The sequence below is a fragment of the Niveibacterium umoris genome (assembly GCF_014197015.1).
Lineage (GTDB): Bacteria > Pseudomonadota > Gammaproteobacteria > Burkholderiales > Rhodocyclaceae > Niveibacterium > Niveibacterium umoris.
Map to the genome: position 1 here is coordinate 2,570,984 of NZ_JACIET010000001.1, position 17,451 is coordinate 2,588,434.

The 17,451-nt window shown below is 64.1% G+C and carries 17 protein-coding genes; 12 read left to right on the forward strand and 5 right to left on the reverse strand.

What is annotated here, in order from left to right; translation table 11 throughout:
* Positions 1-5: 5 nt before the first annotated feature.
* From GGR36_RS11530 to GGR36_RS11560, 7 genes are all read left to right on the forward strand, one after another.
* The gene (locus GGR36_RS11530) at positions 6-2,378 is read left to right on the forward strand and encodes a M23 family metallopeptidase (protein WP_183634728.1); all 2,373 of its coding nucleotides are present in this window, start codon (positions 6-8) and stop codon (positions 2,376-2,378) included.
* Positions 2,379-2,390: 12 nt separating this feature from the next.
* The gene (locus GGR36_RS11535; protein WP_183634729.1) at positions 2,391-3,056 is read left to right on the forward strand and encodes a hypothetical protein; all 666 of its coding nucleotides are present in this window, start codon (positions 2,391-2,393) and stop codon (positions 3,054-3,056) included.
* Between the two features lie 140 nt (positions 3,057-3,196).
* The gene (locus GGR36_RS11540; protein ID WP_183634730.1) at positions 3,197-3,946 is read left to right on the forward strand and encodes an endonuclease/exonuclease/phosphatase family protein; all 750 of its coding nucleotides are present in this window, start codon (positions 3,197-3,199) and stop codon (positions 3,944-3,946) included.
* Positions 3,946-5,121, forward strand: coding sequence for a cardiolipin synthase ClsB (gene clsB / locus GGR36_RS11545; RefSeq protein WP_183634731.1), 1,176 nt, complete (start codon positions 3,946-3,948; stop codon positions 5,119-5,121). The genes GGR36_RS11540 and clsB overlap by 1 nt, the downstream gene beginning before the upstream one ends.
* Positions 5,099-5,761 (forward strand): DUF2306 domain-containing protein, encoded by a 663-nt coding sequence (locus tag GGR36_RS11550; protein WP_207064234.1) that lies wholly within the window; start codon positions 5,099-5,101, stop codon positions 5,759-5,761. The genes clsB and GGR36_RS11550 overlap by 23 nt, the downstream gene beginning before the upstream one ends.
* A 7-nt stretch (positions 5,762-5,768) precedes the next feature.
* Entirely contained in the window at positions 5,769-6,851 is a 1,083-nt protein-coding gene (locus GGR36_RS11555) for a sensor histidine kinase (protein WP_183634733.1), read from the forward strand.
* Complete coding sequence (locus GGR36_RS11560; RefSeq protein WP_183634734.1) at positions 6,848-7,621, forward strand: LytR/AlgR family response regulator transcription factor; 774 nt, start codon at positions 6,848-6,850, stop codon at positions 7,619-7,621. The genes GGR36_RS11555 and GGR36_RS11560 overlap by 4 nt, the downstream gene beginning before the upstream one ends.
* A gap of 18 nt (positions 7,622-7,639) precedes the next feature.
* Here GGR36_RS11560 and yiaA read toward each other — a convergent pair whose 3' ends face one another.
* The 3 genes from yiaA to GGR36_RS11575 all read right to left on the reverse strand — a co-directional run bounded on the left by yiaA (position 7,640) and on the right by GGR36_RS11575 (position 11,981).
* Entirely contained in the window at positions 7,640-8,059 is a 420-nt protein-coding gene (gene yiaA / locus GGR36_RS11565; RefSeq protein ID WP_183634735.1) for an inner membrane protein YiaA, read from the reverse strand.
* A 202-nt stretch (positions 8,060-8,261) separates the two neighbouring features.
* A complete protein-coding gene (locus tag GGR36_RS11570; protein WP_183634736.1) occupies positions 8,262-10,841 on the reverse strand; it encodes a TIM-barrel domain-containing protein in 2,580 nt (859 codons plus the stop codon).
* A gap of 21 nt (positions 10,842-10,862) precedes the next feature.
* Positions 10,863-11,981, reverse strand: a complete 1,119-nt coding sequence (locus GGR36_RS11575) for a carboxylesterase family protein (protein WP_183634737.1) — start codon at positions 11,979-11,981, stop codon at positions 10,863-10,865.
* A 403-nt stretch (positions 11,982-12,384) separates the two neighbouring features.
* Between GGR36_RS11575 and GGR36_RS11580 the strand changes: the two genes are divergently transcribed.
* On the forward strand, positions 12,385-13,119 hold the full coding sequence (locus GGR36_RS11580; protein WP_183634738.1) for a metallophosphoesterase family protein: 735 nt from the start codon (positions 12,385-12,387) through the stop codon (positions 13,117-13,119).
* A 31-nt stretch (positions 13,120-13,150) separates the two neighbouring features.
* A complete protein-coding gene (locus tag GGR36_RS11585; RefSeq protein WP_183634739.1) occupies positions 13,151-13,765 on the forward strand; it encodes a hypothetical protein in 615 nt (204 codons plus the stop codon).
* On the opposite strand, the gene GGR36_RS11590 is transcribed toward GGR36_RS11585, so the two are convergent.
* Complete coding sequence (locus GGR36_RS11590) at positions 13,756-14,211, reverse strand: YaiI/YqxD family protein (protein WP_183634740.1); 456 nt, start codon at positions 14,209-14,211, stop codon at positions 13,756-13,758. The genes GGR36_RS11585 and GGR36_RS11590 overlap by 10 nt on opposite strands.
* Positions 14,212-14,560: 349 nt before the next feature.
* Here GGR36_RS11590 and GGR36_RS11595 point away from each other — a divergent pair, with 349 nt between their 5' ends.
* Positions 14,561-14,926, forward strand: coding sequence for a hypothetical protein (locus tag GGR36_RS11595; RefSeq protein ID WP_183634741.1), 366 nt, complete (start codon positions 14,561-14,563; stop codon positions 14,924-14,926).
* A gap of 143 nt (positions 14,927-15,069) precedes the next feature.
* Entirely contained in the window at positions 15,070-15,795 is a 726-nt protein-coding gene (locus GGR36_RS11600; RefSeq protein ID WP_183634742.1) for a GNAT family N-acetyltransferase, read from the forward strand.
* 347 nt (positions 15,796-16,142) lie between these two features.
* On the opposite strand, the gene GGR36_RS11605 is transcribed toward GGR36_RS11600, so the two are convergent.
* On the reverse strand, positions 16,143-16,796 hold the full coding sequence (locus GGR36_RS11605; RefSeq protein ID WP_183634743.1) for a hypothetical protein: 654 nt from the start codon (positions 16,794-16,796) through the stop codon (positions 16,143-16,145).
* Between the two features lie 97 nt (positions 16,797-16,893).
* Here GGR36_RS11605 and GGR36_RS11610 point away from each other — a divergent pair, with 97 nt between their 5' ends.
* Positions 16,894-17,436 carry a hypothetical protein gene (locus tag GGR36_RS11610; protein WP_183634744.1) on the forward strand — a complete coding sequence of 181 codons (543 nt, stop codon included), beginning with the start codon at positions 16,894-16,896 and terminating at the stop codon, positions 17,434-17,436.
* Positions 17,437-17,451: the final 15 nt, after the last annotated feature.

The window sequence follows — 17,451 nt, forward strand, 5'->3', positions numbered from 1 at the left end:
CGCGCATGCTGATCAGCCCTCCATTCCTCCCTGCCCGCAACGCAAACCAAACCGACGCCCAATGGCTGGAGACCGCCATGAGCGGCGCCACGCCCGGCTACATACCCAGGCGCGGCGACAACACGATCGCTGGCAACTACCCAGTCAGCATGGAAATGGGGTGGCACGGCGGCTTGCACCTCGTTGCTCCGAATGGCGCCGACGGCCATGCGTTGACCGTGCGCGCCATCGCCGACGGAACAGTCGTCTTCGTGCGACAACCTACACAAGCAAACGACAACCACGACGACCCGCTCAATTACGGAGCACCGGAGGGCTCGCGATGCTGGACAAGCGATGGCATCGTCGTCATTCGCCATGACACTGAGATTGGTGCCGACGCGCAGGATCAACCGGTTACGGTCACGTTCTACTCGGTCTATATGCATCTGGACGCGATTCGCGGCACGGTTGGCCCGCGCAGACAGATCTATCGCAAAGATGAGATTGGTGAAGCAGGGTTCATCTACGGCCAACCCCACAGCATCCATTTCGAGATCTTCTGCGACGACGCCAACCTGCAAAGGCTCGTGGGTCGGACCACCGGGGATCTGCCGCTCGACCGGGACGGCCGCAGCGATGTGGTGTTCGGCGAGTTGTATTTCCATTTGCCGGCCGGCACTCCGGTGTTCGGTGAACAACCGCTCCCAAACAATTCGGTTGCGCACCGCCAGCCCCCGGCGCCGCGTCGGGGCTCACCGCTGCCACCCGCCACGCCACTGCAGGCTGCCCACACGACGACAGAAGCAGTCGTGATCGGCCTTCGCTATGCCCACGGCGAGGGCACTGACGGGCACCGTGGCGATGCGGCGGTGACTACCTATCGTCTCGATGGTTCAACAGAAGGCGCCGCACTCACCGAAGCCGACGCCGAATACAACCTCTACCGCGACGCCACAGCCATCGCCAACGCCTATCCGGCCAACGGACGCCCTGCGCCCAGCGCGGTCTTTGAGCTCTTGCGCTTCGGTCGCGTCATCAACACTGCACACGAGACACTCACGCCCAACAACGTGCCGCACTGGCGGCAGATTCGCTACCCGGGCGGGACCGGTTGGGTAAATCTCAATGCGGCCAACATCCATAAGTTCAGCGACGCCGATTTCCCGCACTGGAAGCAGTGGCGGCTGATTGATGACAGCACGGACAAAGATAGCCGCTGCGATTCACCGACCGTCCTCGCGTGGTTCGACGGCAACCAGAACGGGCATATCGACGCCACTGAAGCGACCGCTGGATTCGCCTGCGCCAGCGTGCGCGAAAAACTCGAACACGCGATCTGCAAGTTCCCCACGGAATGGTCGGCCGCGACCCTCGACGCCCGTTGGGGCTGGCTCAAGACCAGCACAGAAGAAAACCCGACACCGCTGACCGAGGAGGACTTTGCAAAATTCAAGGCGCATGCCAGTGCGTTGTGTTTCTGGGATGGCGTGGCTGGGCTGCCAGCGGCGCCGTGGCGGTTTCACCCGCGGTGCTTTGTGCAGGTGTTCAGGCGGTGTGGGTGGTTGAGCCGTCGGGAACTGACTCAGCTGATTCCAAGGGCGGGCCTCAAAGATTTTGCGCGAAACTGGGCTGAAGCTGAGCGTCGCATCAATGGGGTGGGCCACGTCCATCTCAATCGCGCCTTCCGCAAATATGGATTCGCAAACGCACAGCGGCAAACCGCTTTCCTCGCACAGGTTTACATTGAAACCGGATGTCTGACTCTGCTAGATGAAGTCGGTCATGCAAAACAGCAAAAACGCCGAAATGGCACCCTCTATTGGCCTCAACCCATGATGGAGTACTACGCTGCATTCTTCGGCCGCGGTCTCATGCAACTTACATGGGCCGGCACCTATGCCGACTACGGAACGTATCGCGCGTTTCGCAACCATCAAGGGACGTACGTAGACGAGCGAATCACAGCGACCTCAACTCATGACTGGGCGGCACCCGTGCGCGACGCGCACCAGAACCTTGTGCGAAATCAGCGCCGTTGGTCGCCACGCTTTGACCCGGATGTCGTCGCGAGCGATCTCTACAACGCCAGTGACAGCGGGGCCTTTTTCTGGGTGCAGAAGCACTTCACGGGCACAACCAACATCCACCGAGTCGCAGACGCGGGCATCGACACCACCCATGTTGGTCGCATGTCGATTCTTGTGAATGGCGGTGGTAATGGATACAACGAACGGCTGCAATATGCAGCTTTCATTGATCGCTACCGGGGCGACGGAATTGAAAACGCTGTGGCCGGGACCATTACCGCGACCCGCCAGAGGATTGCTCACGGGCAATGGACATCCGGTGAAGCGATCACTCTAAACATCAACTACACGGCACAAAGGTCGACCTGAAGGGGACGATGAATGAAGCGGAATTGGATTGAAGTCGCTTTCTTGGTCGGATTTTTCGCGACTACGTGGCAAGCCCACGCGCAGGACGGGGCGTCACCCCCAACGCCCGACACGATCGCCGGCGAGTGTCAGGTTTCGATCGTCGAGACGCCGCATATGACCATCGAGAAATTCTTTAGAAATAACGAGGTTCCAGCTTCCTGCGACATCGAATTCAAAGACCAATGGCGCATCTCCGCAGGGAGAAGCGGAATAGGGCTACTGATATACCCACGGAATTTGGAGAGCGATGAGAACTACGTTGGTTTTTCGCGCTTGCATGAAAAGGCAGATCAGTGGCGTTTCGATGGCACCGCAGATCTTTTGTTGGCAAGCAGAATTGTCAAACACACCTTCAGCCAGCAGCATGATGGAGAAGGCACGCTACTTGTTGGGCATCAACTGTTGCGCGGCAAGATGCCGAATGGAGGTATCACGGAGTTGCCCGGCATTCGCATCCTGCGCCTGACACCCAAATTCGTAATCAGCGTTGAGATGAACTTCGAGCCACTGACGAGCGAACTGTCCGACAAGGCATATCGCCAGCGATACGATGCCATTAGTCGCGAACTCGTCGAAGTTGTGAAGAGCGTTAGCCCGACACCCGGCGTATCCGGACCAACGATTCGTCGGCCTTGAACGAGGGTTCTAAGACCGGCATCGCACCGCACCTTCACGATCAACGCTCGGCAACAGCTACCTGCGGGCCAGAGGAACCAAGTGGTCACCCCTGCCGCATTTGGGGCACACTGACGGAACTCACGAACCTCGCTACGACAATGTCCCGCCTCCGGATCTGCTCGTACAACATCCACAAGGGTTTCTCGCAGTTCAACCGCCGCATGGTGATCCATGACTTGCGCGAGCGGCTGCGCGGGCTGGATTCGGATCTGGTGTTCCTGCAGGAGGTGCAGGGCCTGCACATGGGGCACGAGGCGCGGCACGAGGATTGGCCGGCAATGCCGCAGCACGAGTTTCTGGCGCAGGACAATTGGCATCAGACGGCCTACGGCGGCAATGCGGTGTATCGCAACGGGCATCACGGCAATGCACTGATTTCGAAACTGCCGATCCTGACTGCCGACAATCAGGATGTGTCGCTGACGCGTTTTGAGCGGCGCGGGCTGTTGCACTGCGTGGTGGGACTGAACAACGGTGTGCCGCTACACGCGATCTGCGTGCATGTGTCGCTGACCGAGGCGCAGCGGCGGCGCCAGCTGTCGAGCCTGATCGAACGCGTGGCAGAGGAAATTCCGCCCGATGCACCGGTGATCATCGCCGGCGATTTCAACGACTGGCGCAGCAAGGCCAACGACTGGCTGGCGCGCCAATTGGGCATGCAGGAAGTCTTCACCCAGCTCACCGGTCGCCCCGCGCGCAGCTTCCCGAGCAAGCTGCCCCTGCTGACGCTGGACCGCATCTACGTGCGTCACCTGCGCCCGGTGCAGGCCGAGGTGCTGCGCGGCCACGGTTGGGCGAATGTGTCCGACCACGCGCCGCTGACCGCGGAACTCGCCTACACCGGCTGATGGCGGCGGCACTGCTTCCCGGCAATCAGGTGACGCTGCTTGAATGCGGCGTGCAGTACTTTCCCGCGCTGATCGCCGCCATCGATGCCGCGCAGCGGGAAGTGCATCTGGAAACCTACATCTATGCGCTTGACCCCACCGGCGAGGCGGTGACACTTGCGCTGACGCGCGCCGCAGCGCGCGGCTGCGCGGTGCGGGTGCTGGTCGATGGCTTCGGCGGGCGCGACTTCGCGGACCATACCGCCCCGCGTTTGCGCGCCGCTGGCGTCGAAGTGCTGATCTACCGGCAGGAACTGCGCGCCTTGCGCATCCGTCGACACCGGCTGCGCCGCCTGCATCGCAAGCTGGCGGTGATCGATGCACGTGTCGCCTTCGTGGGTGGCATCAACGTCATCGACGACTACGACACGCCGGGCCAGACACCACCACGATTCGACTACGCGGTGAGGATTGAAGGCCCGCTGCTCGGCCCGATCCACACTTCGGTCCGCCGCGTGTGGTGGCTGGTGAGCTGGGCCGGGCTGCGCGAACGACCCGCGTGGCACAGCGATGTCGCACCACGGCCCGAACCGGCCGGGGCTGTGCGCGCGGCCTTCGTCATCCGCAATAACCTGCGCAACCGCCGCGACATCGAGAATGCCTACCTCGAGGCCATCGGGCAGGCGCGGCGTGAGATCGTCATCGCCAACGCCTACTTTTTGCCGGGCCGGCGTTTCCGCCAGGCGCTGATCGAAGCCTCGCGCCGCGGCTGCAACGTCGTGCTCTTGCTGCAAGGGCGTGTCGAATACCTGCTGATGCACTATGCAACCCGCGCGCTGTACCCGCATCTGCTGGCCGGCGGGGTGCGCATCTTCGAGTACCACCGCAGTTTCCTTCACGCCAAGGTCGCGGTGTGCGACGGCCACTGGGCCACGGTCGGTTCGTCGAACATCGACCCCTTCAGCCTGATGCTCGCGCGCGAAGCCAACGTGGTGGTGCGCGACGTGGGCTTCGCCCGCGAACTGCGCGACAGCCTTGAGCACGCAATGCAGCACGGCGCCCGCGAACTGCGCCTGGAAGACCACCGCCGCGCGCCGTGGTACCGGCGCTTTGCAAGCTGGGGCGCCTACATGCTGGTGCGCGCAATGATGGGCATCGTCGGCGTACGCCGGCTTGAACCACCGCATCAACGCTGACGCTGCCGCCGCGACTCACGCGGCCCCGTTGCAACTGGGCGCGCCCGGCCGTCGATTCGTCGCGCCGGGCTGTGCGCTCGAATGGCGCAGCGCGAGGATTGCATCGTCCCAGGCAATCGAGATCCCCAAGATGACGACCCACTCGCTCAGCGCCACCCAAGCCCGCCCTGCTGTCATCAACGCCGCGCCGTGGTTGATCACCTCGACGCTTACCGCAGTGCTTTGCGCAGCGAGCGGCATCACGCTTGGCGGCGACGTCGGGCGCGGTTTGTTGGGCCAACCGATACCGATCCTGATCCACCTGTGCGCAGCCGCTCTGGCGCTTGGCCTGCTACCGATCATGCTGCTGCGGCGCAAGGGCGACGCAGCACACCGCGCGATCGGCCGCGTCTGGCTGCATGCCATGGTGGTGCTCGCCATCAGCGCGATCTGGATCCAGACCAAAGGCAGTTTCAGTGGCATCCACCTGTTGGTACCGGCGACGCTGTGGGGTGTCAGCGGCGGGCTGCGCGACGCTGCGACGCTCGACCGGCGCGGCCATGGGCGCGCCATGCTCACGCTGAGCCTCGCGCTTGTGATTGCCGGGGCCTTCGCCTTCTCGTCCGGGCGACTGCTCAATCTGTGGTTTTTCGGGGCATGATTCAATGATGACCATGTTCCTGCCAGAGCCCTGCACAGCCCCGCAGCCGATCTTCACGCTGCGCCGTTACCTGCTTGCCGTGCCCCTAAATGCGGTATTCGCAGCGGCGTGGACCGCGATCAGCGGCCATTCCTACGGGCACAGCTTCGTCTTCAGCCAGTGCATCGGCCTGCTCGTGCTCACCGCGTCGCTGCTGTGCGGCTTTGTGCCGTACCGGCTGCCCCGCTACCTGCTGCGCATCACCAGCATCGCGGCCGGAGTGGTTGGCGGCATGTGTATGGCCGCGCTGATCCTCGGCCTTCCCGTCGCCGCGGTGTTGTCCATGCCACCTGCGGGGTGGCGCCTGGTTGGCGGGTTCAGCATCGCGGCGAGTCTGCTGAGCTTCGCGATCATCTGGTGGCGCGAACGCGAAGAACGCCAGGCCGCAGAGCTACGCGAACAGGCCGCCAATGCCGAGGCGCGGCGCCTCGCTGCAGAACGGGCGAGCGCAGCGGCCCAACTCACCGCGCTGCAAGCGCAGATCGAGCCGCATTTCCTGTTCAACACACTGGCCAACCTGCGCAGCCTGATCGGGCGCGATCCGGAGCTCGCACGCCAGTTGCTCGACCGCCTGATCGAATGGCTGCGCGCCACGCTCAAGGCGTCACGGCAGGGCGAAACGACGCTCGGTCAGGAGTTCGACCTGCTCGCCGCCTACCTCGACATCCAGCGCATCCGCATGGGCGGGCGGCTCGAAGTCGACGTCGCCATCGACCCCGCGCTGCGCGACATGCACCTGCCGCCCCTGCTGCTGCAACCGCTGGTGGAAAACGCCATCACCCACGGCGTCGAGCCCAAGGCCGGCACGGTACGCGTCGCGCTGAAGGGCGAAACGGCGGAAGACGGCGTGGTGCTCAGCGTCACCGATACCGGTGCGGGCTTTGGGGCCACGCCATCGCAAGGCACCGGCGTCGGCCTGGAAAACGTTCACGCCAGGCTTGCCACGCTGTACGGCAGCGCCGCGCGGCTGTCGATCGAGAGCCCTGTCGAAGGCGGCGTGCGCGCGGTGATCCGGATACCGCGCACTTCACTTGCAGGAGGACACGCATGACCCGACCAGCCCGCGCCATCGTTGCCGACGACGAACCGCTGCTGCGCGCAGAGCTGGTCGACGAACTGCGGCGCCTTTGGCCCGAACTGCAGATCGTCGCCGAAGCGGCCGATGGCGACGCCGCCCTTGCGGCCTGCCAGACACATCAGCCCGACATCGCCTTTCTCGACATCCGCATGCCCGGGCAGTCCGGCATGGCCGTCGCGCAAGCGCTGGTCGCTGCGGGCAAGGCGCCGTTGTTCGTGTTCGTCACCGCCTACGACAACTTCGCGATCGAAGCCTTTGAACGCGAGGCGGTGGATTACCTGCTCAAACCCCTCAACGTCGAGCGGCTCGCGCAGACCCTCGGCAAACTGCAGAAACGCCTGTCCGCGCCCGCACCGGCGCAGGATCTGTCGGCGCTCATCGCCGCCGTGCAACGGCAGATCGCACCGCAGCCCGCGGCCCACCTGAACTGGGTGCGCGCAGCGGTCGGCGAGACGGTCAAGCTGATTCCGATTGCCGACGTCATTTACTTTGCCGCCACCGACAAGTACGTCGCGGTCTTCACCCAGGAAGGTGAATCACTGATCCGCACACCGCTCAAGGACCTGATCGACCAGCTCAATCCGGCCGACTTCCAGCAGGTGCACCGCGGCATGATCGTGAACCTGCGCCATGTGCAGAGCGCGCGACCGGACGGCAACGGCCGCGTCTTGCTCAAGCTGGCCGGCCGACCCGAAACCCTGACCGTGTCGCGCAGCTATGTGCACCTGTTCCGGCAGATGTAACGCGCCGGAGAGGGAAGGTCAGAGGTTCTCTTCCTTGTGGGTGTAATCGTGGCGGCTGTCGCGGGTGTTCTTCTGTACCGCCACCGCCGCGAACAGGCTCAGCGCGAAGGCCATGCCGTAGAAGCCCTTTTCGCTCGGTGCGAGCGTCGCGTTCCACAGCCCGACCGCGAGCAGCAGGATCGACAGCGCCACCGACACCCAGGCCAGGCCGTAATAGATGCCGGTGACCGGGATGCCTTCAAGCCGGTCTCGAACGCACTTCTGCAGCGACACCGCCGAGAACAGGCCGTACATGATCACGGTGAAGTAGTAGCCCTTTTCGTTGAGTTGCATCTGCGCATTCCACAAGCCTGCGACAAAGGCGCCCACGCCGAGGAAGAGCGCGGCCCAGGAAGCGCCGACGAATGCTGCGGTGGGTTTCTGGTATTCGGTGGTCATGTACTTTCTCGCTGGACTCTCAAGGTAATCGCTCTATCGCGCGAAGCGTAACGCTGGCGGATTGTCGCCGGGCGCTGCGTCGCTGGCGAGGCAAAAATGCTGGCCTCGGCGCGAGAATCGGCCCGCGCGCCATGAAGCACAAGCAGGGCCCTGCCCGGTATCGGATTCCGCGCCTCATCAGCGCATCTGGCATGCCGCCGCATCAAAACATGAGACCAACGTCGAGCGCCGCGTCGACGCTGCGATCGCCCAGTTCAAGCGTGACCCCGCCGGCGCTCGCGTACCAGCCCGGCCCCGCAGTGCCCGCCACTTTCGCCGCCAACACCTGGCCGCCCACCCTGACCTCGCGGACAGCAGCGTTGGCGAGCAGGAACTCCAGCGTCATACGGCGCGTTGCGGTGGCGCCGCTGCGGTTATCGGGCGTCAGCGTGAAGCGCACAGCGGTGTCGGACCGGCTCGCGACCAGGGTCGTGCGCGCGGAGCGACCGCCCTCGTAGGCACGCGTGATGCCATCGTCCTCGACCAGTACGAAGCGGCTTTCCGCTGCCGCCGGCACGACCCGGATCAGCAGATCGTTGAACCAGTGGATGTCGCGGCCGCGCGGGTCACCCAGGTGGGCGGGCGCCTCGCGCAGCATCGGCACGATCGCCCCCTCACGCAAGAAAATCGGTGCGCGCAGCAGGTTCGCCACCAGCAGGTTCTCCTGGCTGAATGCGCCTTTCGAATCGACACGTCGGTCCGGTGCATTGAAGTCGGTCCAGGTTCCAGTGGGCAGATAGACACCCATCGTCGCGTCGGGCCCACTCGGTGCGCCGAACAGCAGCCAGGGGCCGACCATCTTGGTGGTGACGACGCTGCGTGCCTGTTTGTCTTGCTGGAAGTGATAGGCAAGCGGCGGGAACACCGCGTCGCCGTTGTCGTGTGCGGCATGGGCCAGACCGTAGAGATAGGGCACCAGCCGGTAGCGAAGCTGGAGCGCAGCGAGGTTGCTGGCGGCATCGCCGATGCGGTCCGGTGCGGTCTCGGTGCAATTGCAGAGGTTCTCCACATGCGGGCGCAGCGGCACATCGAGCAGCGCACTGGTGGCGAACCAGCGGGTGTAGAGCTTCGAGAGCGGCGCGCCGCTCATGCCGGCACGATCGAAACCGCCAACATCGGAGCCGTAGTAGTCGAAGCCCGAGAGGCTCATGTTCGTCTGCGCGGTCATCTGTGCGCCAAGTGCAGCGAACGAGGACTGCACATCGCCGGACCACATCGCCACGCCGAAACGTTGGCTGCCGGCCGCACCAGAGCGGCTGAGTATCCACGGCCGGCGCTGCGGATGGGTGCGTGCCGTGTCGCTCGCAATGCTGCGGCTCCAGAAGAAGTTGAGCAGGTTATGCACATCGGCATGGCGTGTGGGATGCGCGCCGTACCAGTCGATGCCGAAGTACTGCGACGCAGCGCTGAACATTTCCGGCTCGCCCAGGTCGGTCCAGTGCCCCATCACGCCATCATTGATCAGTGCCACGCGCTTGGCGTCGTGCCACCAGGTGCCGGCGCCGGGATTGGACCAGTCGATCATGCCGCCAATGCCCCACCACGGGTTGCTGGAATAGACCGTGGCGTCGGTGCAAGGCGGCGCACAATCCATTGCCAGGTAGCGTTGGTCGGCCAGTTTGCGGAACTCCGGCAGCGCACCTCCGATGTAGCTTTCCTCGATCAGGATCGTGCCGACGCCGCTCGCCGCGTAGCCCGCGAGCTTGCCGGCGGGGTTCGGGAACTTGGCGGTATCCCAGCTCAGCTTGCCCATCGAGGTCGTCTGCGAGCCGCTGTTGATGCCGCCGAACCACTGCAGGTCAAGCACCGCGCCATCGACCGGATAACCCTTGCCGCGCAACGTGGTCAGCTTGTCGTCGAGCTCCGCCCAGTTGTCGTAGCCGTACTCCGATATCCAGAGGCCGAAGGCCTTCAGGGGCGGCACCGGGGGCGTGCCGGTCAGCGACAGGTAATCGCGCCGCAGATCGGGCAGATCGGCGCCGGTGAATACGAACATCCCGAGCGAAGGCGACGGGCTTTGCAACGTCCACGTCGCGGCGCGGAAGTCGAAGCGCAGCGGATACGCCGAGTCGACGAAGAAGCCCCAGTTGCGCTGCCCCTCGCCCAGCACATAGGCCACCGGTACCTGCATGTCGCCCGAGGCCGAGATGTCGGAATAGGTCATCGCGTTGCCGTACTGGCTCGCCGGTACACGCGTCGAACCCAGCCAGGAGGGCGCCTTGCGGCCGCCGTTGGCGAGTTGTTCGCCGAGCCCCAGCACATCGGTCGCGCCCTCGCCCGACATCGTCAGCGTGAGCCCGCTCGCCTGCCAGTCGCCCACGCAAAGCCTGGTCAGCACGCGCGTTTCGGGCTGCCTGGCTGAAACGCGCCAACAGCCCTGGTCGAGTTCGACAACAAGCTCGGTCGTGGTGAGGCGCTTGGCGTCCGGATCCCAGGTATAGCTGGCCGGCCCGCTGAAACTGCGCGGCGCCACCATCGGAGACATGAAGGGCGTGCCCGGCTCAATCTGTGCGCTGTAGGCAACATGCAGCATGTCGTCACGCAGCAGCGTCAGCATCACCTGGCGGCCGTTCTGGCTCAGACGAAGCTGAGGCGTCGCCGACGGGAAGTAGCTCGCTTCCGCTGGCGCCGGCGGCGTCGGCGCAGCAGCGCTTGCCCCGCCACCACCGCAGCCTGCAAGCAATACGCAGCACGCGCTGGTGAGCGCCGCCCAGCGGCGCGCTTGAATGGTCTTACCGTGCATCAGCACTAGCCCTCACTTCGATCAGTTACAGCTTTCGGTCGCGCCGTCGCGCACCAGATCCGCCAACATCAGCATCGGCGTGACAAAACACTTCACCGTGCCGGCGCTGTCCCGCTTCGCGCGCATCATCCACTCCGCCATGAAGCGGTCGTCGCCAATCGGCAGAAAGCTCATTGGCAGACGGCCGTCGGAGAACCCAAGCATCAGTCGGTCACCGGCCATGCTCATCGTCACCGTCAGGTTGTTCGCAGCACGATAGGTGCCGACGTAGTCCGCCGCATTGATCGGCGTCGTCTCCTCGCTGGCGTCCGGGCGCGATTGCGCGATCATCCAGCCAATCGGCTCCGCTTGCAGCGCTTCCACTTGCGTATCGCCGTGCCCCTTGTTGGTCTCGTGATAGTCGGGCGTGCCGCCCGCTGCGCGCAGGATCGCGACCGGATTGCGCGCCCAGGCGATCGGCACGTTCGCGTCAGGAACGCCTGCATACACGCGCATTGGCGTTGCAACGATGCGTGCAAAGCTACCGCCCCAGTCCGCTTCGGTCGTGATCGGCAAGTGACGATCGTAGGAGTCCGTATCGTTCGACAGCCCCCCCACCACGGGCATCACTGCCGCAAAGCGCTTGGGGTAAGCGAGCACCATGCTCCATGAACCGAAACCGCCCAGACTGCCGCCGGTGATACTGACGCGGGTCTTGTCCACCGCGAAGCGCTGCTCCACGTCGCGGATCACCCTGTCGATGAAAGCCGGATCGTGCCAATCCACCTTGTGCCCGTGGGTGTTCACATCCTGCTGGGGTTGCACGACGATCGCGGGCAAACCTTTGTGGTTGTCCTTCATGTAACCCATGATGCCCTGCTGACTCAGGCTGCTGAGCACGAGGCCAGAAAACGGCTGCGAGCCGTGCAGATAGATGATCAGCGGCCATTTCGCCGGGGCGTCATCGCCATAGCCTTTGGGCAGATAGAGCAGGTAGTTCGATGCGCCGTCGACCGGGGTGGCCAGCTTCTCCTGCGTCACGGTGATCGTATCGCCCGCAATCGGCGGGGTAACGGTACCGGCGCCATCTCCGCCGCCACCACATGCAGCGAGCAACAACAGCGCCAGCAGGCTGGCCGAACGCAACACTCTCAAACGCATGGTTTCTCCTGTTCGCAAATGGCGGTGCCGGGCCGGCCGCTCACGCGGCGCGTGTGAGGCACCGCGGCGGGGCGAGATCCGGACGTAATCCGAGTCGCCTTCGGTGCTTTGATCCGGAGGCGAGGTTCATTTGCGCAGGCGTTTGAGGCCACGCCAACCGGCGGCGCGGGCGCGGCGGACGAGCCACCACGCACAGGACCTGCAGCACATCGAGGCACCGCGTAGCCTGTCTGGCCCGTAGTCTAGTCTCAGGGCGACGGCGCTGTCGGCAGCGATGACGAACGAATCGCGGACTTTTGACACGGCGCAGACCAGCGCTCGCCACTTTCACCTGCGGCCCACCCCCGCTACCCTTGCGAACTTACCCACCGCATTGCCGGGTGAACGGCAGATCTAGGGCGCCATGCGTATCGCGTTTGTGTCAGACATCCACGGCAACCTGCCCGCACTGGAGGCGGTCGTCGCCGACATCCATCGGCGCGGCGCAGACATGATCGTGAATCTTGGGGACAGCCTGTCCGGCCCCTTGCTGCCGCGCGAAACCGCGCACTATCTGATCGCCGCCGGCTGGCCCACGCTCGCCGGCAACCACGAGCGCCAATTGCTGACCGAGGCGCCGGCGCACCAAGGCGCGTCCGACGCCCACGCATACGCCCGACTCGGCGAAGCCGAGTTCGCGTGGATGCGCAGCCAGCCCGGCAGCCTGCAACTGCAGCCAGAGGTGTTCGTCTGCCACGGCACACCAGCGAGCGACCTGGAATACTTCTTCGAGACGCTCACGCCCGCTGGCGCGCGCATCGCCACCGCCGAAGAGATCCACGCACGACTTGGCGCGCAGCGCTCACCCCTGGTCGCCTGCGGGCATTCGCACATGCCGCGCATTCTCCGGATCGGCCGGCAGTGGCTGCTCAACCCCGGCAGCGTCGGGTTGCAGGCGTTTCGCGGCGAATACCCACACCCGCACAAGATCGAGACCGGCTCGCCCGATGCCCGCTATGCCATTGCCGCACTAAGGGACGGCGCATGGCATCTGTCGCTGCACGCCGTGCCCTACGACTTTGAACCGATGGCGCGGCTCGCCGAAGCCAATGGCCGGCCCGAATGGGCATACGCGCTACGCACCGGCTACGTCAGCTGACTGAATGGCCGCCGAACAGAGCCACCGCCACATGACACCAACACACATCACGCACTACCACCTCGCGGATCGCCGCCCCTTCCTGAACCTGTCGGACCTGGCGGACGATGCGCTGCAGCAGGTATTGGATGAACTCAACGCACGACGCAGCGCCGATGCGGGCTACCAGCGCTTCTTCGGACGGCGGTACATGCAGCTACGTCGGCTCACCGAGGCGCGGATGCACGAGTTGTTTGTCGCCGCCGGCGGGCGGCCTGAACGGCAGTCACCGCACTACTTCGTACTCGGATCCAGCGAGTGGTTTCGCAGACTCGCGGCAGATACCCGCGCCATCTCGCTCGCGCTCAACGCGTTGCCAGCCGATCAACTCAGCTTCACCTATCCGGACAGCTTCACCGCGATGGGCTTCGGGCCGCAATTCGGGCTACCACACGTGGCACGCCCCTACCACGGCCAGGTGTTCCGGCTCGAAGCGCTGGAGGAAGTCGTGGCGCAATATGGATTGCCGGCCGACGAGCCGGATGCGGGCCACGCTGACTACCACCTGAAACCCTTCGAGAAGTACATCGAAGTTCAACTGTGGTCGGACGCACCGATTGCGTCCCTGCTCCAACAGGTCGATACGTTAGCCCGCGTTCAAGTCTGACGTGGCCGCTGCGCGAGCAAACGATCCAGCGCCGCACCGAACGCCCGCGTATCTGCCGCCGAGAAGCCTGAAGGCCCACCGGTTTCCACGCCCGAATCGCGCAGCCCTTGCATGAAGTCGCGCATCGACAGGCGCTCGCGGATGTTCTCCTTCGTCAATCGTTCGCCGCGCGGATCCAGCACCAGGCCGCCCCGCTCGATCACCTGCGAGGCAAGCGGGATGTCTGCGGTGATCACGAGATCGCCGGGCGACACGCGCTGCGCGATCTCGTCATCCGCCACGTCGAAGCCCTTGGGCACCTGCAGTGACCGGATGTGCGGCGATGGCGGCACGCTGATCATCTGGTTGGCGATCAACGTTACCGGTATCGCAGTGCGGGTAGCGGCGCGGAACAGGATGTCGCGGATCACGCGCGGGCAGGCGTCGGCATCGACCCAGATCTGCATGGAAGAGAACTCGCGTTGTCGGGCACAGCAGAATACGCCTTCACTCTGCGCTTGGCGTTGCCGGAATCATTTGCGCCGGCACGCACCGTGCAACGGCCAACGAAGTCCGATTTGCGTGTATCAGCACTTCGCTGCGGCAAGCAATCATTCCTCGCGCCGCCATGAAAGTCGTCGACTCCTGGCACCAGGCTCGCCATCGTGTACCGCGAACGATGTCATCCGCAGCCTTCCCCCAAGTGACGATTTTTGACAGTTGCTGTGGCATGCACGTGGAAAAGTGCGCGGGGTGCCGCGGCACCGGACGACTATGCTGTGGGCCATCCCCCAAACGCATGCAGCCCCACAAGACATGGTATCCGACGCAGTCCCGTCCTTTGCCGACACCACCACCCTGCAATTCCGTATCGACGAAATCGAGCGTGCCTTCGAAGACACATGGAGCAATGCGGTGACCTTCAGCTCGCTGCGCTCAACCCCCGCCAAGCAGCGGCTCAATGGCTGGTGGCTCGACCACCTGCCGGGCCAGGAATCCACCACCGGCATCATCGGCGCGATCGTGCGCACTGCCGCCGGCCGGACCAGCACGGTTGTCGATATCGACGCCGAATCCCGCCGCATCCGCACCCGCAGCGGATCGGTCTACGAACTGGGCATCCCTGAGACCACTTTCGCCCGCAACAACACACGGCTGCTGCGCGAACTCGGACTCATTTGAGACCTGTCGCTGAACAAGGCGCCTGCCGCGTCGGGCGGCGCACCAACAACCCGGCACCTTAGGCCCAACGAGCACGCGAACTTCCGCAACCCACTGGCGGCCCGTACACTGCGGTTACACCCGCAAATTCACGAGTCCGCCACATGCCCGTCGCCATCAATCATCTCGGCCAACCCGTGGGGGACGAAGTCCCCGGCTGGGCACCCCCATCACAACCGGGCAGCGTAACCCTGCAGGGCCGTTTCTGCCGCGTCGAACCACTTGAGCCCGAACGACATGCTGCGCAGCTGTTCGCGGCCGATGCGCTGGATGCGGATGGCCGTAGCTGGACCTACCTGCCGTACGGGCCGTTCGCAACCCTCACCGAATACCGCGCCTGGCTCGAATCCGTCGCCGCCGGCACCGACCCCTGCTTCTACGCGATCATTGATCTGACGACCGAATGCGCCGTCGGCGTCTGCAGCTACCTGCGCATTGACCCCGCGGCAGGCTCGATCGAGGTGGGCCATCTGCACTTCTCGCCCCTGCTGCAAGGCAAGCCCGCAGCCACTGAGGCGATGTTCCTGATGATGCAGCATGCCTTCACGTTGGGTTACCGACGCTATGAGTGGAAGTGCAACGCGCTCAACGAACCCTCGCGCCGCGCGGCACAGCGGCTCGGTTTCTCGTACGAAGGCTGTTTCCGCCAGGCGCGCATCGATCGCGGCAGGAACCGCGACACCACCTGGTATTCGGTGATCGATGGCGAATGGCCTGCACTGAAAGCCGTGTTCGAGCAATGGCTCGCACCTGCAAACTTCGATGAACATGGGCGCCAGCACCTTGCCTTATCGTTGCTCACCAAACCATTGCTGGCAGCCGTGGGCTGAGTAGCCAACGGACTTGTGCGCATCGCCCACCTGATCGCGCCTTGCGGACCCACGCCATCCGTATCCCGCTCGTGTCGGCGCGGGTGTGCCTGGTCGCGCGTTGGCGATCCAGGCCGCGCATCCGACCGCGGTTTTGTCATCGACCGTTACGCGTGGCGGTGTGCGGTGCTGAAAGACCATCCACGCATCAGTGTCAAAGCCATCAATGAGGCCATCTCACGCCTGGTCAAGTCGAAGGAGATCCAGCAGATCATCGCTGCGAGCAACCGGCAGCCCAAGTAAAGGCGTGATTCGCACCGTCTTCCATCCGGCATTCACCTGTGTGAACCTGAATCCAAGCGTGTCTGCTAAATCGGACACCACACTCCATCGCTCAAGCGTTCTGTCACGAGCTTTCCGTCTCGAATCGCAAAGCGCCCCACGGCGATCTGGGCTCGGATCGCAGGGGCAACTGCCTTCAGTAGCGTTTGCTGCATCGCCACTTTGTCGGGCAGCGCGAGCTGCAGCGTCTGCCTGAGGTACTCGGCGACCCGGATCAGGTAGGGGTCCTGCAAGACGTTGAGATGGGCTGCGCAGGTTTCGGCAAGCGCCGTGTGATCCGGGAGCACAAGGCGCAGGAAGACCCAATGCAGGCACAGCGCGAATCCACTGCCTTTGGACGCATCGACAAGCGTCGCATAGTCCCGCGCCCAGTGCACCGGCGCTTCGGGGTGAGCCGCCATTTCCTGCGGCACCACGAACAGGTGCTCCAATGCGTTTTCGAGCAGGTAGATCGCCTGAATGTCGGTATTGCTTGCCGATGCCACCGGAAAGAATTTCGGTACCGATTCGATGACGTTTCTTTTCAGATGAATCAGTTCATGGGAAATGATTCGCGGGCTCAAATCCGCCCGCGACACACGCAGTGTGATCGATTGCTGGCGGTGGTCGATATCCAGAACAGCAGAGGCGGTCGCGAAAGAAGGGTTGCGCCGTGCAAACGCTGTGTCGATCTCCTGCACACGCACCGCGATGCCGGTTTTCGCGCGAATGTGTTCGGGGACCGCACGCAGGGCGGGTGGAATTGCGTCTAGAAATGCGGGGGCAAAGAAGTCCTGCATGGCAGAGGGCGGGCAGACCGGCGGAGAAGAGGGGCGGCATTGCACGAGCCCGATCGCGGTGCAATTCACTTACAGTGGCATCGCCACGAACGACAGCGAGTATACCCGCACCGTGTCCGGGGCCCGCGCAACCGATCAGGACCAGACGAGCGCCATGGCTGCCGCCGGATATCGGCCCAATCTGCGCAAGCGGGGCAGCCTGCATGCCGTGTTTGATGGTCGCAACATGCTCACCCGCTATTCCTCGCCGATTGAGCGCCACCGCCTCGCGATTGTCGGCGATCGTTTGGCGCGCGACGATGTCGAGCGGTTTGACCTTGAAAGCGCCCCGCAAGAGACACACAACCTGGGGTTGGACCGCGCCAAGCATGCTTCGGTGCCTGAATCGATGCGCGAAAACTCCAACAGCAGATCTTGCGCGAGATTGACATCGATGACGGGTGTGAGATGCCGGATTTCGAAGGCATCAATTGGCAGATCGATCGCCTCGACGCTTGACATCAAAGCAACGCAGCATCCACTCGGAAGCCCCGCCACATAGCGCAGTGACGGGAAC